Genomic DNA, 19,085 nt, shown 5'->3' with positions numbered 1-19,085 from the left:
TGTAGAAGTGGTCCCTGTGTTTCTGCGTCCTTACTCTGCCTCACTGGTGACTCCCTCCGCCGAAAGCACTTCTGTCACGACTGGATGATTGATCCAACGATCGCGTACATCTGAAAATCGATTAATGTTCGCGATTAGCTGCCCGGCCCACATTTCGTACTGAATTTCATCCTTGTCAGACTTGGCGCACACTAAGTTTTTTATGCACTCTGCTAGCGTCCTATCAACATCGTCCCTCAGATACGAATGCTCGAATCGATGATCGCAATAGGATTTGCAGTTGCTGTGCTCCGGCACACCAAGTCCACGGCTACAGGCCCCTGCTTGCTGCGGCAACTTAGTGCATATCACTCCTGGCCGTACGATTTGCCAATGCGTGCCGCTCAGCGTCAGAACCTCTGCAAGGTCCTTGAGATTCGATTCTCCAAACCTATTCCCGTTTCGTGCAGCGCTAATGGCACGTACTACCTTTTCGCTTGCTGGACCTCCTGCCAGCTCGACGTCGGCTATGGCCTCTTCAGCTAGCATGACAACTTGTGCTTTAAGAACAAGGCTCATCTCTGCTCGTATAAGCGGGTCCGTCAAAATGTAATGGAGCGTCATCTCAATCGTGGAATGGCCAAACAGGTCCATGAGAATCTTGGGCGCTCCGGCGATGGCAAGCGCAATCAGCCGGGCTACCGTCTTGCGGAACCGATGAGCATGTGGGGTTCCGCCTCCAAGAATGTCAGAGAGCCCCAACAGTTTGATGGCGCTGGAAATGAAGTATCCATACGCGGCGTCAATATCCTCATCCTTGCCAATCCTAGTCCAGAGAGCTGTGTCGCTGATCTCAACATCTTTCTCACCCAAATCAAGCGACGCGAGGCGCATATGAGAAACAAGCTCTTTCTGATTGCAAAGTGCCTCCATCGCGATATCAGGTATAGGCCACTCCTTGCGTCCACCCGCATCGGCAAAAACCAATTTATACGTTCTCCCTGCAACCAAATGCACTCCTTTCACGGTACGAACACTAGAAGGGTCAAGCGATAGCGCTTCACTGATTCGACCTCCTGTACTGATCAAAAAAATGATGAGATGGGCAGATTGCGACAGTCTAACAAAAGACTTTAGCTCGCTCCAAGTCCGAGGTGGCCACGCAAAGTTCTCATCATCTGGGATAGCTTTTCCCACTGCAATTTTTACTTCAAATGGTAGCGCATTGATGATCGAGCCATTTCGATCTCTCCAGACATATGCAGAGAGCAAACCCTGTATCGCTTCCGAACGCTTACGCTTAGCATGTGTACCCACGCCTGGGATACTCTTAAGGACACCGATACATTGTTGCAAGCAATCTATAATCGCGTGATCAAGCTGTTCAACAATCCAATGTGACCGCCATCCCATCTCGCCAACGAATTCATCAGGAAAAGGCTCAAACTTTCCTTTAGGGGATGGAGGCGGTGGCGGTCCTTCGGTGCCCAGAGGAATCGCATCATAAACGCTTCGAGGTAGTCTCTGTTGAAGATAGCCGCGAGATACCAAAACTTCAATCCTATTAGCCTCTTTTGCGAAACGGAGCGTCCTTCGGATCTCAGCAATACCTGCGGGATCCAAACAGTCGAAAATGTTGCCGGTCAATTGAACGGATGTGGACAACACGATTTTTAACATCGAGAGCACCGACTGAACGGAGTCAGCCCACGTGGAACTACTAAGGAAATAACTTCCTTTTCGGCGATCACTCATCGGCGTGAGGAACGCGATGAGCATAAATCGCACAAGAAAAAGCACAGCCGCGTCAAGTTTCGCCTCATCGTTTGAGTACTGCCGAAGGTTCGATCGGAAGTTAAACCGCCTCCGGAAAACGGCTCTACATACCCCCGGAGGGAACCACCCGGCCGGAAACTCTACTGTCCCGAGACTATCGCCAATTCCTAGTTGTCGCTGAATAGCGACGAGGGCTGGCTCATCCAGCGTCTGAATTTTTGCGACATCGATGGTAGCCAAAAACGAGAAACGGAAATCGTCGACGAGCTCTTTCGCAGCAAAGGAATTACGAGCCATATTCGCCTCCGAAATAGATGGGCAAGTGTTCCCCAGATAGAATCTTCGTGCTCCAGGATGCTATCAGCGCAGCAACAACCTCTGGAGGAAAATTGCTATCAAGAGTATTCCCAGTAGCATCTAACTCGTCTGGAAACGTAGACTGATGCCAAGTAATTAGAGGCAACAGAGTTCTAAGGTGCTGGAGCTCTGCCATTCGCCTCGCCAGTAAATTAAGACTGTCTTCAAACACGATCCCATGCTCGCAAAGAGTACAACGTTGACTCCGGCATCCACGGCCGTCGACATGGGATGGATCAATGTACTTCGGTGGCTTCTTGAAGTTTTTGCACCCCATTCCAACGCTCGTTCGATCTTTGAAACCCATCCAACGAAATCTTTGCTCATCCGTGATTTCTCCACGTTGTACCAGCGCATACAAAACAGCGGGATCGACAACACGTCGCTTGCTAATTTCACTCCACAACGATTCCTGCCAACGGCTGACCTTTTTTTCACCGTCCATCTTCCATCTACGTTTTCTAAAATATGCTTTTAAACTCTCTGGGCTCCTATGTCCTGCTGCAAGTTTCGTGACGAGCCAGTCATAGCCGCTTGACTCATAAACATAGGATATCATTCCATCGCGGAAATCAGTGGGCGTAAAATATGGAATCCTTACCGAGCTTTTGCTGGTTCTATTAATCTCGTCGATAATTTTCTCGAGCACCGGCGCACGCGAATCTCCAGGAAATTCCGGATAAGCACGCAGATAAGAAACTTCATTAAGTGCGCCAATTTCTCCACTCGGAAACACAACATATAGCCAAGGTGAACGAATAATTTTGCGTAGTTTTAAGATTTCGCGCTCCACCTCCTTAGTCCAAGGACGAGCCACTTCTACGGCAAGCAGAGCGCGCAATTCACCACGAAGAGGTTCCGTTCGCTGGTAGAGTGTTCTAAGCAAGCCTCCGGCTGAAAATTGGGACTTGGTTAGGCCAATAGCGAACTGCTGGGCACCACCTGCGCGCGCTTTCACGCTGTAAACGATATGGTGTTCTGCTGAACTTGGATGAGGGATAATTGTTTCATCAATATCGTCTACATCGATCGCCAACGTTACTGCTGGATTCCAACCTGTCCTGCCCAGATATAATAAAAAGAAAGCTTGCACGTCTCCAAACAACGGATATAGCCCGCGCGTCGACATCCGGACACCGCGATTGAAAAACTTACACCGCACATATGTAGCATTGATACGATTGATAGTAGGACAAGCCATAGCGAGACTGGTTCGTAAATAACGGAAAGTCGCATGGTGATCTGATTCGGACCATGCCTTCATTTTCGGCAGCCCATCTAATTGATCAAATATCACGTTTCCTTTTTCAGCCAGTTCGTCCGCTTTCGCCCATCCGGCTATCACTTTCTTGACTCGCGTTTTCAATAAACTGTGCACGGCAGCAATATGATGGTGTTCAGGTACATCAGTAAGGTTCACTGGGCGAGACGTGCGAAGCCAATAGAGTTGCGGTAGTCCCATATCTTTTCGCGCATGATTGACCACTAGCATGAAGACGCCAACATACTCTCCAGAGATGTTTTGTCGGTACTGAAGCGCACCGTGAACTTCCGTCAACTTAGATACTTCATCAATCTCACCACTCGGATCTATGCTATCTAAAAAACGCCAGATACCGCGAAAACCCGCGCGCCATCTGCTGAAGGTCGCATATGCTTTATCAGGGAGATAAATCTTAATGTACGGCATGAGCTGTTCGATAAGCTTCGGTCTACCGGAAAACGGGACCCACTTGCCGGCCAAATTTTGGTTGTAAGGCGGCACCGGACATCCGTTGGAGAATTCTCGAAAGTCAACGGTGTTAAGATGTGTAGACGACGACACAATCCATTTTCTCTCCAATGCTGCCTGAGGCGATTCAGGTTCGACCAGCTTAAAATATTTAGATTTCATTTTCTAGCTTCTAAAGAAATTCAAACAATAATAAATCAGAATTGATCGAGTTCAGATTGAACATCAAAGTCATCGAGCGACTTCGCATAGTCCTCGACGCTGTCCCCGTATCTAAGCGCTTTCAGTACCCAAGCAATGTAAGTTTCGGATGTTCTCTGGTCAATATGGCCCAACTGCGGCGTGATATAGATTCGGATTAAATCTGTAACAGTTGCAACCACTACCCCTTCACCGACGTCTGAAAAATGGCGGTTGCCCATTGCTAGAATCAGTCTAGACTCTGATAACAATTTTTTACAAGCCCACCAATGGCGTCCCAAGTGTGGAGAAAACCCAGGGTACGGCAGATAAAGGGATTTGGTCCACGCCTTATATAAGCTGGTTGCGGAAATCGGAGCACCGCTGTCTTCAGACAAAAATAAGTGCCGCGAACACTCTTGCTTTCTCCATTTACGATCTGTTGAATTCATTCCGTCTTTGACGTATTTGGCCATCAACTTGGGGCGAACAAAAGTCCTATATTCGTCAATCTTGTTCGCGAGGCTTAACGGAATATCGACGTTACGAGCAGGTCCAACCTCGTCGCCAGCTGAATCACTATATTTTTTTCCTTTGGCCCCATATTTAATACTAACGACAACTGTTTCATGTTTGGCTTCCCACTCATTGATATCAAAAGGAAGCGTATCTGGCTTCCAACACACCGTTTCTTGGCGTCTGACACCTGTTCCCAAAATTGTTTCACACATTAATCCTTTGACGCGTCCACTCCGGAGCTTCACAGAGCCCAACCATCGTTCTACCTCTGCGTCGGTAGGAATCCTAAGATGCATTGGATCCAATCGAACCGATCCAATGCGTTTTTCCAACATAAGTGGCTTATGACCTCGAGTTGATTGGCCGCTCGGCGCTGCGACCGCCTGTACTGATGTGGCAACTTGAAAATTCTCGCGGTAACCTTTTTGAGCGGACCAAGTAAGATAATCGCAGGCGACACTCAATCTCAGATTTATGGTTCTCGGGCTTAGTTCGTCTCCGTATTTCGACCAAGCTCCCGACAGCATGTCATTTTTATAACCCTGCAATAGATCTTCGGAAAATTTTACCGTTGTCCATGTACGCCCAGTTGCTGAACACCATTCGAGGAAATTCACTAAGCTTTCGCCATATGTTCGATTCGTCTTCGAGGTAAATATCCTTATCTGACGGATAGCGGCGATGTCGGATATATTTTTCTTGAAGCCGCCACAAAGCGATAGGAACTCTGACGGAATCACACATAACTCTCCAAGTGAGTTAAATATTATCGGAAAACGGGGTGAAATTGACTTCCCCGCCGTACGTAGAGTTTCGACGCTAGGAAAAAATAATTCATATCGTAATGGCGCATCCATAAGTGGCGTTTTCTACTATTTCGATTAGGTTGCAGACACTTTATCAACACTGCGACAAAATTGAAAGCGTCAAGATAACCGTAACAATTCCGAAAAGGGAGGGACTCAGTTCTTCGAGACTATGGAATAGAAAATGAGGCACTCCATAAACCATTGAATGGAATACTATATATTTAACAAACTATAAAAATGGAAGATCACTAGCTCATTCATATTGCAGCGTCAAGAAAAAATTTAAAAAAATTTGTTGCCCGCGTCTCTTTTAAGGGACACTCGCACTGCAAAATATAGGATCTCTTGGAAATGGGCCGTCTAATAATATTTTGACTAGCGAAAAAACCCGAGTCTACGAAGTGATTCTGGATGTTTGCGGTTTTAGATATTTGAGATGCAGTCGCTCAAGCATTGAAGCAGTAAAGGATCACTTGAGAGCCAAATACTAAGTAGCCGATCAACCGACATGCGGATTCATCGATCGCAGCTAGAGAGGGAGGGAGGGAGGGAGGGAGGGAGGGAGGGAGGGAGGGAGGGAGGGAGGGAGGGAGGTGTTATCGCTGGAATGCCTGTCGCGATAAAGATCTGAGGAGGTTACCTAATTGAAAAGCCGCGCGAGTACAGCAGCTTGCCGGAGGCGGCGTCGACCACCTCCACCAGGTTGTTGCCGCGATTGGTGTCGTCGATGGTGCGGCGCATGTCGCCGGGCCACGGCAGCGGCTCGATCACCACACGTTCCATCGCATACAGCTCGTTGAGCGCGTTGCCGCTATGGATGTAGTCGAGGCGGATGGTGGCCGGCTGGCCGGCCGGCGCGGGCGCAGCGGCCAATGCGGGAACGGCGCCAGCGGACAGCGCCAATAGCAGCGCAGAGACAAAGCGGCGGGAGTGAACGAAAAGACTCATGGGATTCCTGGCAAGCGGTTGAAAACGTGACCGTTATTTTAGGTTGTCGCCGCGGTGGCGCAGCGAAATTTAGTATGGTTTAGCGTCACGCGCGGCAATTTTAGTAAGGAATAGCACGGGCTAGTAGAGGTTAGCAAAGGTTAGCGGCATTTAGTAAAAGCCGCTTTTTAGCACCCCACCTCCCAGCCTAGTTTTTTTGCGTCGTCAGCGACTGCCCGATGTCGAGCGGGCGGATATCCAGCCGGACGTTGAGGATCGAGTAGCTCTGCACCGGCGCCGCCGTCACCGACGCCGATGTCGATGCATAGCCGACGCTGTCGCGCGTTTTGCTGAAGGTGAACTGGAAGCCCAGTTCCGGCAGCAGCGACTGGGGACCGCTAGTGGCGATGCCGATCGCCTCGACGCGGCGGTTGACGATCAGGCTCTCCATCAGGTCCACCACCGCGTTCCTGCCCAGGATATCGGGCGAGAAAACCGGCTGGTGCAGCACCGCGTGTTCCGCCCGCAGCCGGCCGCCGGCCTTGGCCTCGGACGGCGTAAACACGTGCGAAGCCAGGTCGTAGCGGTCGCCCCGGTCCAGATAGCTGATCACCGCGTTGGAGACGTTGAAGCCGGCGTTGGCGGGGTCGGTGGTGGCGCGCGACAGGTCGATCAGCAGCGCGCCCTTGTGGCCGACGATTTCCACGTTGCGGCGGCTGTCGACCACCATGGCGGTGTTCTCGTCGATGCCCAGCCCGAATTTGTAGCCCTTTTTGAGCATCGCCGGGATCATGCGGGCGAAGCGTCCGCGCACCAGCAGGTGCTGGTCGACGAAGACGTCGTCGCCGATGAAGCCCAGACCGGGCGCGATTTCGCGGCCTTCATTGACGCCGCCGCGCAGGGTGCCGAACACCGAATTCGGCGAGTAAAACATGGTGCTGCTCATGATGGCGGCGCCGGCGCTGTCGCCGGCCACCACGCCGCCGCCGCGGTAGACGTCCCACACCGCCTCCAGCACCGCGCTGCGGCTGCCGTCCTCGCGCACCAGCGCCTGCGTGATGCGGGACTGGTCGCCGCCGGAGAAGAACACGCCGCCGGCGCCGCGCACGGCCGCCGCCAACTCGCCATCCTCGGCCACCCGGCGGAAATCGCTGCCGTCCAGGCGCACCGCCAGCGGCACCATGAAGGCGGCCGCGCCGTAGCCATTGAGTCGCTCGACGATCCTGTCGCCGGTCCGCTGCGGATCGGCCGCCGCCGACGGCAGCACGGCGATGCGCGCGCCCGGCCCGCCGGCCAGCGCGACGATGCGTTGCCAGACGTCGGCGTTGTCGCCCCGCAGGCCGCCGCCGATGATCACCAGCGAACCTTTGGGAGCGGCCGGCGCCGCCAACGCGCCCTCCAGCGGAATGGCCAGCACCAGGATCGCCCCGATCAGGTGCTTCAACATGGTGCCCGGTGTGCGCATGACGGCCGACTCCCGGTTCGCCCGCTACCGGTACCGGTAAAGCGGTTGTTGGAGCTGGATCGGCCGGATGTCCATCCTCAGCTTGAGCACCGAATACGCCTCCACCTCGGTCGAGCTGTAGCCGACGCTGTTGATGGTTTTACTGAAGCGGAATTCAAAGCCGATGTCCGGCGCCGAATCGCGCGGATTGCCGAAGGCGATGCCGATGGCCTCCTGCTGGGCGTTGTCGATCAGGTTCACCATCAGGTCCAGCACCGCGTTGTTGCCCAGGATGTCGTTGGTGAAAACGGTGCCGCGCGTGTCGGGCTGGTTCGGATCGAGCTTGTTGTCCGCCTTGTCGGCCGACGGCGTGAACTCGCGCGAGACCAGGTTGAATTTGTCGCCCCTGTCCAGATAACTGATGGTGGCATTGCTAATATTGAAACCCTTGATGCCACGGTCGGTGATCGCCGCCGACAAATCGAGCAGCAGCGCGCCGCTGTAGCCGATGATTTCCACATCGCGGCGGGCGTTGACCACCATCGCGCTGTTCTCGTCGATGCCCAGGCCGATCTGATAACCTTTTTTCAACATCACCGGAATCATGCGGGCGAAGCGGCCGCGCACCAGCAAATGCTGGTCGACGAAGACGTCGTCGCCGATGAAACCCAGTCCTGGCGCGATCTCGTTGCCGTCGGTGACGCCCTGTTTGAGCATGTCCAGGGTGGCCTTGGCGTCGTAGAACATGGTGGTGCTCATGATCGCGGCGCCGGCGCTGGAACCGGCCACCACGCCGCCGTCGCGGTACACGTCCCATACCGCCTCCAGCGCCAGCGTGCGCGAGCCGTCGGGGCGCACCAGCGCCTTGGTGATGCGGGCCTGGTCGCCGCCGGTGAAGTAGATGCCGGTGGCCGAGTGGATCAGCGCCACCACCTCCGGATCCTCGGCGGCCTTGCGGTAATCGCTGTTGGGCAGGGTCACGCCGAGCGGGATGAAGAACGCCTGGGCGCCATATTGATTGAGTTTGTTAACCGTGTTTTGCGCCGACTTTTCCGGATTGATCGAGGCCGAGCCGAATACGCCGATACGCGCGCCACGGCCGCCGGCCAGCTGCACGATGCGCTGCCAGACTTCGGCGTTGTCGGCGCGCAGGCCGCCGCCGATGATCACCAGGTTGCCCGCCGGCGGCGCCAGCACCGGCTTGGGCGGCGGCACCGCCTTGGCCGGCTTGCTGGCCTTGGTCCCCGACTGCGCCTTGGCCGACGACGTGGCGGCCGCTCCCTGGGCCGCATGCGCACTGACGCCGGCGAACACCAGCAGCCAAAGCAAGCAAAGGCGCTGGAACGTAGAACCTGTAAATTTCATGTTGCCCTTCCAATGATGAAACCGGCGCCGGGGCTTGCGCGCGGCGCCGTGGTAATACAGATGATACCAATCAATTACTTAAGCATGTATTACATTGTGGAGGGCTTTCATTTGAAGGCGTAGCTGGCGCTGGCGAAGAAGCGCCGGCCGCGCGGATCCGTGTAGGTCGGATCATAGCCGGACAGGAAGAAGTACGCCTGGTTGGAGAACGGCGGCGCCTTGTCGAACAGGTTCTGGACCCCGGCGCGCAGCTTGAACGCCTTGCTCACCTGCCAGGCGCCCGACAGGTCCCACAGCGAGTAGGAGCTGACGCGGTTGGGCGCCACCACCGTGCCGTCGTCGGTGTTGATGGCCGAGTTCTGGTCGTGGTAGCCGCTCGAGAAGGTGTTCGACAGCGTTGCCGAATACGGGCCCCGGTCCCAGTCGAAGTTGATGGTATGGCGCCAGCGCTGCACCACGCCGTCGGTGACGAAGCGTCCCAGGTTGCTCACATACGGGTCGCCGACGTCGTTCTGGATCTTCGACGTGAGCACGTAGGTGCCCGACAGGCGGCCGCCGAAATTGCCGGCCCAGGTGCGCACGCCGTTGTAGTCGAGGATCACATCGATGCCCGAGGCCTTTTGCGCGCCGCGGTTTTCCTTGCGCAGCTCGATGTAGTCGATCGCGCCGTCCTCGTCGCGGTGCACCAGGTTGCCGTATTTGGCCAGGTTGCCGAGGATGATGTCGTCGCCGATCTCGCTGATCAAGTCGGTGCGCTCGATGTTCCAGTAATCGATCGTCATCGACGCGTTTTTGGAAGGCTGGATCACCATGCCGGTCGAGAACTGGCGGCTGCGCTCGGGCTTGAGGTTGGCGTTCGAATAGCGGCGCGTGCTCCAGTTGTCGGCGCAATCGGCCAAGGTGGCGTCTTCCACGGCGCAGGCCACGGGATCGGGCAAGGTGGCGGTGACGCTGTAGATGTTGGCGCGATACAGGTCGGTCATCGACGGCGCGCGGAAGCCGCGGCCGGCCGAGGCGCGGAACAGCATGGTCTTGGTCGGCGTGTAGCTCACGCCCACCTTCGGACTGGCGGCGCCGCCGACCACCTGATAATGGTCGTAGCGCGCCGACAGCTGCGCCTCCCACTGCTTGGTGAACGGCAGCAGCAGCTCGCCGTAGACCGCCTTGACCTTGCGGCTGTTGCTGTAGGCACGCTCCTCCTCGGGCGCCGGATCGTTGTTGATGTTGTCGCTCAACAGCAGGTCCGACGGGTTGTAACTGGTGCGTTCGCGGCGGTATTCGCCGCCGACGGCCAGCGCGGCGTCGCCGCCGGCCAGCGCGCCGATCGCGTGCGAGAGCTTGAAGTCGACCGAATCCATGGTGCCGCGCGCGCGCCGCGCCACGTCGTCGACCTGGATGCGGTTGAGCAGGTCGACGCCGGCCTGGCTCGATGGCCCGAACGGGTTGATCAAGCCATCGGCGATCCCCTGCAGCATTTGGTCCTTCAACAGGTAGCCGTGGGTGTCGCGGTCCTTGATCTTGTTGACGCTGTGGTTGACGCCGAAGTCATAGTCCCAGCCGGCGGCGGTGCCGGTCAGGCCGACCACATAGCGCTGGCTTTCGCTGGTCAACTCGGTGGCGCGCCGGCCGGCCTCGTTCATGCGCATGCGCAGGCCGACGGTGACCGGCGCGCCCGGATCGGCGTCTTCCTCCGGCGAGAGCGTGAAGCCGGCGAACGCCGGGATCTTCTTGTAGTCGATTTCGGCGTCGTCGGCGCGCGCGCCCGAGCCGATGTACCAGGTCTTCGAGCGGCTCAGCGCCACCTCGGCGTACAACTGGCTGTTCGGCGTAAGCTGCAACACGCCGCGCGTGAGCAGGTTGCTCTTGTCCGACTTGGGGAACAACTCGGTGTCGCGCATGTAATCGTAGGTGCAGGCGTCGACGCCGCCGATGCCGGCCGGCAGATACAGGTTGGCCGGCGCCGCGCACGTCGGCACCGACGGATTGATGGTGCGGTTGGTGATCGGTTTGCCGTTGATGCGGAAGTTCTGCTCCTGCAGTTCATCGCGCTGGGCGCTGGAGAGGCGGATATTGGCCGGCGAGGTGTAGCCCGACAGCAGGTGCGGCAGGCGCTCGGGCACCCGCAGGTCGCCGATGAAGTCGCGCTGCGAGGTGCTCAAGGCGTTCGATTTCTGCACGTCGGCCACGGCGAAGACGTTGAAGCCGTCCCTGGACAGGTCGCCGAAACCGGCCGTGATGCTGGCCTTGCGCTTGCCGGCGCCGCCCTCCTCGGTCTTGAGGCCATAGGCGTTCAGCTCCACGCCCTGGTAGTCCTTGCGGGTGATGAAGTTGATCACGCCGCCGATGGCGTCGGTGCCGTACAGCGCCGAGGCGCCGTCGAGCAGCACTTCGACGCGCTGGATGGCGGCGGCCGGAATGTTATTGAGGTCGACGCCGGTGTCGTCGCCGGGCGAGGCGAAGTTCGCCATGCGGCGGCCATTGAGCAGCACCAGGGTCGAGGAGGTGCCGATGCCGCGCAGGTTGGCGCTGTTGAAGCCGCGCTGGTCGCCGCCGACGTTGATGCTGGCGCCGTCGGTGAGGCCGCCGACGTTGGCCGACAGGCGGGCCAGGATTTCGGAGGCGGTGGTCACGCCCACCTTGTCGATCTCCTCGCGGGTGATGACCTGCACCGGCAACGCCGTCTCCGACTCGATGCGCTTGATCGCCGAGCCGGTGATCTCGACCCGGGGCATCGGCTTGGCGGCGGCGGGGTCCTGGGCGGGCGCCGACGCGTCCTGGGCCAGCGCCAGGCCCGGTTGGCCGAGCACGCCGATCACCGCGCCCAGACCGATCGCGCGGCGCACCGAGCGCGCCATCGTGGAAATTCGCATACCGTGCAATTCAGCCATAGTTCTCTCTGGTAGTTATGTCATATGTAAATAATTCCAATCGACTAACTGTACGCAGTTCGCGGGGAAAACTCAAGAAAGCGCGTCCCGATTCGGCCCGAACGATTTACTTTGTGAAAATAGTGCTACATACTCAAGCACTAAAGCACGCGTTAAGCATCGTTAAGCACATCGCCGCACCGTCAACCTTCCCTGCCAGCCCATCATGCATGTACAAAAACACCCCCTTTCCGGCCCCCACAGCAGCACCGCTTTCGAACTGACCAGCTTCCACTTCGGCACGCCGGGAGCCGGCAAAAAGGTCTATATCCAGGCCTCGCTGCACGCCGACGAGGTGCCGGGCATGCTGGTGGCCCAGTTCCTGCGCAAGCGCCTGGCCGCGCTGGAGGCGGCCGGCCAGATCGCCGGCGAAGTCATCCTGGTGCCGGCGGCCAACCCGATCGGGCTGGCGCAGGCGATCCACGGCGCCGCCTTCGGCCGCTTCGACCTGACCACCGGCGTCAATTTCAACCGCAACTACAAGCACGTGTTCGAGGACCTGAAAACATCGCTCGACGGCCTGCTCGGCCAGGACGCCGGCGCCAACGTGCGCCTGATCCGCGAACACGCGCGCGCCTCGATCGCCAACTGGCGCCCGTCGACCGACGCCGACACCCTGAAAAAAGCGCTGATGACGATGGCGGTCGACGCCGACATCGTGCTCGACCTGCACTGCGACAACGAGGCGGTGATGCACATCTACGCAGGCACGCCGCTGGCCGGCGCCATCGCGCCGCTGTCGGCGCTGATGGGCGCGCACGCGCTGCTGCTGGCCTACCAGGCCGGCGGCGAACCGTTCGACGAGGCCTGCAGCCGCCTGTGGTGGGACCTGGAGCGCCACTTCGAGGGTAAATATCCGATTCCGCCGGCCTGCCTGTCGACCACCGTGGAGCTGCGCGGCGAGATGGAGGTCAGCTACGAGCTGGCCGAAAAGGACGCCGCCGCCCTGCTGCGCTTCCTGGTCTTGAACGGCGTGCTGCTGAACGACGGCAGCGGCGCCGGCGCCGCCGCCATCGCCGCCGCGCCGCTGCCGGCCGCGCTGTGCGAAGCCACGCCGCTCGAAGGGGTCGAGCCGCTGTACGCGCCGCACGCCGGGGTGCTGGTCTACACCCGCGAGCTGGGCGAGCGCGTCGCGCCTGGCGACGCCATCGCCGACTTGATCGACCCGGTCAGCGGCGAGACGACCACGGTGCGCGCCGGCGTGGCCGGCGTGTTCTTCGCCCGCAGCGCCCACCGCCACGTGCTGCGCGGGATGAACGTCGGCAAAGTGGCGGGCGCCCGGGCCTACCGCGCCGGCGATCTGCTGAGCCAATAAAAACAACGACCACGACGTCCCATGACCACCAAAAAATTCAAGCTGCCGCACACCTTCGTCCTGTTGTTCATCATCCTGGCGCTGATCGCCACCGCCACCTGGCTGGTCCCGGGCGGCAAATACGACACCCACCTGGTCGACGGCAAGCAGCTGATCGTGCCGGACAGCTTCCACTATGTGCCAAGCGCGCCGCAAGGCGTGGTGGCGCTGCTCAAGGCGCCGATCAAGGGCTTCGTCGAGGCGGCGCAGATCATCGGCTTCGTACTGATCGTCGGCGGCGCCTTCGCGGTGCTGCAAAAGACCGAGGCGGTCGACTCGATGATCAAGGCGCTGGCGCGCGCGCACAAGGACTCGGCCTTCATCCAGAAGGCGCTGATCCCGGTGTTCGTCACCTTGTTCTCGCTCGGCGGCGCCACCTTCGGCATGAACGAGGAAGCCATACCGTTTATATTGATTTTCGTGCCGCTGGCGCTGGCGCTGGGCTATGACACCATCACCGGCGTGTCGATCCCCTTCCTCGGTTCGCAGGTGGGCTTCGGCGCCGCCTTCCTCAATCCGTTCAACGTCGGCATCGCGCAGGGCATCGCCGGCGTGCCGGTGTTCTCGGGCTGGGGCTACCGGCTGATCGCCTGGACCATCGCCACCGCCATCACGGCCGCCTTCCTGATGTGGTACGCGGCGCGCGTGAAAAAAAATCCGCAACTGAGCCCGACCTATGCGCTCGACCTGGAAAAGCGCAAGGAGCAGCCCGAGGGACTGGGCGAACTGCACGGCATGACCGCGCGCCACAAGCGCGTGCTGTGGATCTTCGCCGGCTCGCTGGCCATCATGGTGGTGGGCGTGGTGCACTACGGCTGGTACATCGACGAAATCGCCGCGCTGTTCCTGACCATGGGCGTGGTCATCGGCCTGGTGGGGCGGCTCGACTCGGGGCAGATCGTCGACGGCTTCATCCAGGGCGCGCGCGACCTGGTCGGCACGGCGCTGGTGATCGCGCTGGCGCGCGGCACGATGATCCTGGCGCGCGACGCGCAAATCATCGACACCATGCTGCACGGCCTGACGCCGCTGGTGCAATCGTCCAGTCCCATTTTCACGGCGTGGAAGATGTTCGGCATCCAGACGGTGATCAACTTCTTCATCCACTCCGGCACCGGCCAGGCGGCGTTGACGATGCCGATCATGGCGCCACTGGCGGACCTGGTGGGCGTGACCCGCCAGACCGCGATCCTGGCGTTCCAGTTCGGCGAGCTGACCACGCCGATGATCCCGACGTCGGGCATCACGGTGGGCGTGCTGGCGCTGGCGCGGGTGCCGTGGATCACCTGGGCCAAGTGGATGATCCCGTTGCAGCTGATCTACGCGGTGATGGCGCTGGCGCTGCTGGTGCCGCCGGTGCTGATGAACTGGCAGTAAAGCCCGAGGTCAGTTGCGGTAAACGTCGGGACAATACCGCTCCATCAACGTCGCCGGGAGCAGCGGCGGCGTAAACCCGAACTGCGCGTACAACCCGTGCGCGTCGCCGGTCGCCAAGGTGAAGCGCCGCAACCCCTGCAAGTCCGGATGCGCGACGATCGCCTCCATCAGCCGCTTGCTGTGCCCCTGCCCCCGGTGCGCCGGCAGCACGAACACATCGACCAGGTTGGCGAAGGTGGCGCAATCGGTCACCACGCGCGCGAAGCCGATCTGGCGCCCGTCCAGATACACCCCGAAGCACAATGAATTGGCGATGGCCCGCTCCAGCAGCGCGCGCGGCATGCCGACCGCCCACGTCGATTGCTCGCTGAGGAATTGGTAAATCAGGGGCACGTCAAGCCGGCCCTGGTCGGTGCTGATCTGCGCTGTCGTCATGTTTTACGTGGCTAAAATAGCAATAATGACATATTTTTGAGCAGTTGACGGTTTATAATCCGTCCTGCCTATCGACACCAATACCGCGAAAGCCATTCCCACCACTATGACCGCACAACTGTCCAAAAAGAGCGAAGCCTGGTCGGCCCGCTTCAACGAACCTGTTTCCGACCTCGTCAAACGCTACACCGCCTCCGTCTTCTTCGACAAACGCCTGGCCAAGGCCGACATCCAGGGCTCGCTGGCGCACGCCGAAATGCTGGCCGCGCAGGGCATCATCAGCGCCGCCGACCGCGCCGAGATCGAGCGCGGCATGGCGCAAATCGCGTCCGAGATCGACGCCGGCCAGTTCGAGTGGCTGCTCGACCTGGAAGACGTCCACCTGAATATCGAAAAACGCCTGACCGAACTGGTTGGCGACGCCGGCAAGCGCCTGCACACGGGCCGCTCGCGCAACGACCAGGTGGCCACCGACATCCGCCTGTACGTGCGCGCCGCCATCGACGACGTGGTCGAACTGCTCGGCGCCCTGCGCGGCGCGCTGACCGACCTGGCCGAGACGAACGCCGACACCATCATGCCCGGCTTCACCCACATGCAGGTGGCGCAGCCGATCACCTTCGGCCACCACATGCTGGCCTACGTCGAGATGTTCGGGCGCGACGCCGAACGCATGCTCGATTGCCGCAAGCGCGTCAACCGCCTGCCGCTGGGCGCGGCCGCGCTGGCCGGCACCACCTTCCCGATCGACCGCGAACGCGTGGCCAAAACGCTGGGCTTCGACGACGTTTGCCACAACTCGCTCGACGCCGTCTCCGACCGCGACTTCGCCATCGAATTCACCGCCGCCGCCGCGCTGATCATGACGCACGTGTCGCGCATGTCCGAGGAGCTGGTGATCTGGATGAGCCCACGCGTGGGCTTCATCGACATCGCCGACCGCTTCTGCACCGGCTCGTCGATCATGCCGCAAAAGAAAAACCCGGACGTGCCGGAGCTGGCGCGCGGTAAAACGGGTCGCGTCTACGGCCACCTGATGGGCCTGCTGACCCTGATGAAGGGCCAGCCGCTGGCCTACAACAAGGACAACCAGGAAGACAAGGAACCGTTGTTCGACACCGTCGACACCGTGGTCGACACCTTGCGCATCTTTGCCGACATGGCCGGCGGCATCAGCGTCAAGCCGGAGGCGATGCGCGCCGCCGCGCTGCAAGGCTACGCCACCGCGACCGACCTGGCCGACTACCTGGTCAAGAAAGGGCTGCCGTTCCGCGACGCCCACGAAGCCGTGGCGCACGCGGTGCGCGCCTGCGACGATCTGAAAATCGACCTGGCTGAAATGACGCTCGACCAGCTGCGCGCCTACTCGGCCCTGATCGGGGACGACGTGTTCGCCGTGCTGACGCTCGAGGGCTCGGTGGCCGCGCGCGACCACGTCGGCGGCACCGCGCCGAACCAGGTGCGCAAGGCCATCGCCCGGGTGCGCGCACAGTTGGCGCAGTGAGCGGAAATCTGCCAAATTAGTGCATAATTCATAATGTTTTGATCCAGGACATGACGTCACGCTGGCGCACGATCTAGCGTGGCTCATCCGCCTTGGCGGACACGGCGCCCCCGGTCGGAGGCCGCCGGAACGGATTGGAGGACGTTATGAACCTGCACACGCCTGTTTTCGCAGCATGCATCGCCACGGCCGCCATGGCTGCGGCCAACACCGCGCTGGCGCAAGCGCCTGTCCGCATGATGGCCGCGCCGGTCGCGCCGCCGTCGCCGCAGGAGGGCGCCGGCCTGGTGTCGAAACTGACGGCGCTCGAGCGCTCGCGCGGCATCGCCGGCGACTACAGCTTCCGCATCAGCGCGGTCCATCCCGGCGTCGTCGGCCAGAAGATCACGCGCGCGCAGCACACCTACAAGGGACTGCGGGTGTTCGGCTCCGAGTCGGTGGTGGTGACCAACACCGCCGGCGAAATCGTCAGCTCCTCGGTGTCGGACCGCCGTCCCGGCCTGTCCCCCAGCGCGGCCGCCGCGCCGGTGGACATGACACCGGCGCTGACGGCCGAACAAGCCATCGACGTCGCCGTCAAATCGGTCTCGCCGCGCGGCGTGCATCGCTGGACGCCCGGCGCCGAACTGCTGCTTTATCCGATCATGAAAACGGTGCGCGTGGCCTCGGCGGCCAGCAAATCCGAGGCCGAGCTCAATGCGCTCGATGTGCAGGAAGTGGTCGAGCGCCACGAGCTGGCCTACTACGTGCAGACCCGCATGGCGCAGGACGGCAAGCCGTTCTACTACGACACCGTGGTCAACGCCAGGACCGGCGCGATCATCGCCCAATGGCAGGCGCTGCAAACGGCCACCGGCCAGGGCAAGAGCCAGTACAACGGCGTGGTGCCGATCAGTACCACGGAATCGGGCGGCGCCTTCCAGATGCTCGACCCGACGCGCGGCACCGGCGGCAAATTCGGCGGCATGGCCATCACCAACGCCAATCACAGCTCGTCCAACAATCCCAACCCCGGCAGCATCTACACCAACAGCACCAACAACTGGGGCGACGGCCAGCAATACAACGGCGGCAGCACCACCGACGCCAACGGCCAGACCGCCGCCGTCAACGCGTTGTGGGGTCTGATGAACACCTACGACACCAACAAGAACGTGCTCGGATGGCAGTCCCTCGACGGTAACAATACGGCCACCTACATCGCCGTCCACGTCGACAAGAACTACGACAACGCCTTCTACGACGACAGCTGCAAGTGCATGTACATCGGCGATGGCTCGTTCTTCAACAACCTGGGATCGATCGACGTGATCGGCCACGAAATGTCGCACGGGGTCACCGCGTCCACGGCGGACCTGATCTACTCGGGCGAGTCGGGCGGCTTGAACGAATCGAATTCCGACATCGGCGGCGACATGGTGGAAGCCTACGCGCGCGCAGGCGGCACCGGCAACGTGGTGCCGGCGGCCGGCAACGACTGGGTGACAGGCAAGGAGATCAGCAAGAGCGGCGAGCCGCTGCGCTACATGTATAAGCCCAGCAAGGACGGCAGCAGCCCGGACGCGTGGAGCACCTCACTCAAAAACCTGGACGTCCACTATTCGAGCGGACCGAATAACCGCATGTTCTACTTCCTGTCGCAGGGATCGAACGCCGATCCGGCCGACGACCATTACAGTAAATACCTTGTCAAGCAGCCGGCGGCGATGAGCGGCATCGGCAACGACAAGGCCTATCGCATCTGGTTCAAGGCGCTGACCACCAAGTTCACGTCGTCGACCAACTATGCGGACGCCCGCAACAAGGTGCTGGAGTCCGCGCAGGAGCTGTACGGGGCCGACTCCAGGGAGGCCATTGCCGTCAAGCGCGCCTATGCGGCCATCAACGTCGGCGCCGATATCGACGAGGAAGGCGGCGGTGGCGGCGGGGACGCCACCGAGCTTGCGGTCAACGGCGGCTTCGAAGACGGGACCACAGGCTGGCGCGGCACCACCAGCACCATCGGCAGCCTGTCCGGTCAAACCGCGTACGAAGGCACCCGCTTCGCCTGGATGGGCGGCAAGGGGCGGCGCACCAGCCAAACACTGAGCCAGGCGGTGACGATACCGGCGCAAGCGACCAGCGCGGAGCTGAGCTTCGCGCTGCACGTCGACAGCGCCGACACCAGCGGCACCGCGCACGATACGCTGGTGGTCACGGTGCGCGGCAACCTGGGGCGGGTGCTGCGCACCCTGGCCACGTACTCCAACGTCGATGCAGCCGACGGCTACAAGGTCCGCACCTTCGATCTCAGTGAGTTCAAGGGCAAGCAGGTGACGCTGCACTTCGCGATGCGAGAGGGCGCATCGCTGAAGACCTCCTTCGTCGTCGACAAGGTCAGCCTGCTCGCCAGATAGAACC

Annotated in this window: 12 protein-coding genes; 4 read left to right on the top strand and 8 right to left on the bottom strand. The window is 60.0% G+C overall.

Features of this window, described 5'->3' with window-relative positions; all coding sequences use genetic code 11:
- Positions 1-30 precede the first annotated feature (30 nt).
- From AC0IYS_RS04585 to AC0IYS_RS04555, 7 genes are all read right to left on the bottom strand, one after another.
- A complete protein-coding gene (locus tag AC0IYS_RS04585; protein ID WP_471704065.1) occupies positions 31-2,052 on the bottom strand; it encodes a site-specific integrase in 2,022 nt (673 codons plus the stop codon).
- Complete coding sequence (locus AC0IYS_RS04580) at positions 2,042-4,006, bottom strand: hypothetical protein (RefSeq protein ID WP_471704064.1); 1,965 nt, start codon at positions 4,004-4,006, stop codon at positions 2,042-2,044. Before AC0IYS_RS04580 ends, AC0IYS_RS04585 begins: the two co-directional genes overlap by 11 nt.
- A gap of 35 nt (positions 4,007-4,041) precedes the next feature.
- Positions 4,042-5,283: a hypothetical protein gene (locus AC0IYS_RS04575; RefSeq protein WP_471704063.1), complete on the bottom strand. Its 1,242-nt coding sequence runs from the start codon at positions 5,281-5,283 to the stop codon at positions 4,042-4,044.
- A 705-nt stretch (positions 5,284-5,988) separates the two neighbouring features.
- Positions 5,989-6,300: a peptidase M64 N-terminal domain-containing protein gene (locus AC0IYS_RS04570; protein ID WP_471704062.1), complete on the bottom strand. Its 312-nt coding sequence runs from the start codon at positions 6,298-6,300 to the stop codon at positions 5,989-5,991.
- A gap of 187 nt (positions 6,301-6,487) precedes the next feature.
- Positions 6,488-7,744: a cyanophycinase gene (locus tag AC0IYS_RS04565; RefSeq protein WP_471704061.1), complete on the bottom strand. Its 1,257-nt coding sequence runs from the start codon at positions 7,742-7,744 to the stop codon at positions 6,488-6,490.
- 24 nt (positions 7,745-7,768) lie between these two features.
- A complete protein-coding gene (locus AC0IYS_RS04560; RefSeq protein WP_471704060.1) occupies positions 7,769-9,088 on the bottom strand; it encodes a cyanophycinase in 1,320 nt (439 codons plus the stop codon).
- 107 nt (positions 9,089-9,195) lie between these two features.
- Entirely contained in the window at positions 9,196-11,976 is a 2,781-nt protein-coding gene (locus tag AC0IYS_RS04555) for a TonB-dependent receptor (RefSeq protein ID WP_471704059.1), read from the bottom strand.
- 205 nt (positions 11,977-12,181) lie between these two features.
- On the opposite strand from AC0IYS_RS04555, the gene AC0IYS_RS04550 reads away from it, so the two are divergent.
- Together AC0IYS_RS04550 and AC0IYS_RS04545 are read left to right on the top strand one after the other, a co-directional pair.
- Complete coding sequence (locus tag AC0IYS_RS04550; RefSeq protein WP_471704058.1) at positions 12,182-13,330, top strand: succinylglutamate desuccinylase/aspartoacylase family protein; 1,149 nt, start codon at positions 12,182-12,184, stop codon at positions 13,328-13,330.
- Positions 13,331-13,351: 21 nt separating this feature from the next.
- Positions 13,352-14,746: a YfcC family protein gene (locus AC0IYS_RS04545; protein ID WP_471704057.1), complete on the top strand. Its 1,395-nt coding sequence runs from the start codon at positions 13,352-13,354 to the stop codon at positions 14,744-14,746.
- Between the two features lie 9 nt (positions 14,747-14,755).
- Here the strand turns inward: AC0IYS_RS04545 and AC0IYS_RS04540 are convergent, their stop codons facing one another.
- The gene (locus AC0IYS_RS04540) at positions 14,756-15,181 is read right to left on the bottom strand and encodes a GNAT family N-acetyltransferase (protein WP_471704056.1); all 426 of its coding nucleotides are present in this window, start codon (positions 15,179-15,181) and stop codon (positions 14,756-14,758) included.
- A gap of 106 nt (positions 15,182-15,287) precedes the next feature.
- Between AC0IYS_RS04540 and argH the strand changes: the two genes are divergently transcribed.
- Both argH and AC0IYS_RS04530 read left to right on the top strand, forming a co-directional pair.
- Positions 15,288-16,685, top strand: a complete 1,398-nt coding sequence (argH, locus tag AC0IYS_RS04535; protein ID WP_471704055.1) for an argininosuccinate lyase — start codon at positions 15,288-15,290, stop codon at positions 16,683-16,685.
- Between the two features lie 146 nt (positions 16,686-16,831).
- Positions 16,832-19,081 carry a M4 family metallopeptidase gene (locus AC0IYS_RS04530; RefSeq protein WP_471704054.1) on the top strand — a complete coding sequence of 750 codons (2,250 nt, stop codon included), beginning with the start codon at positions 16,832-16,834 and terminating at the stop codon, positions 19,079-19,081.
- The last annotated feature ends 4 nt before the right edge of the window (positions 19,082-19,085 follow it).

The organism is Duganella sp. AC237, from assembly GCF_979254035.1.
The sequence above is the reverse complement of the archived record's forward strand: the minus strand, read 5'-3'. Positions and strand labels throughout refer to the sequence as shown.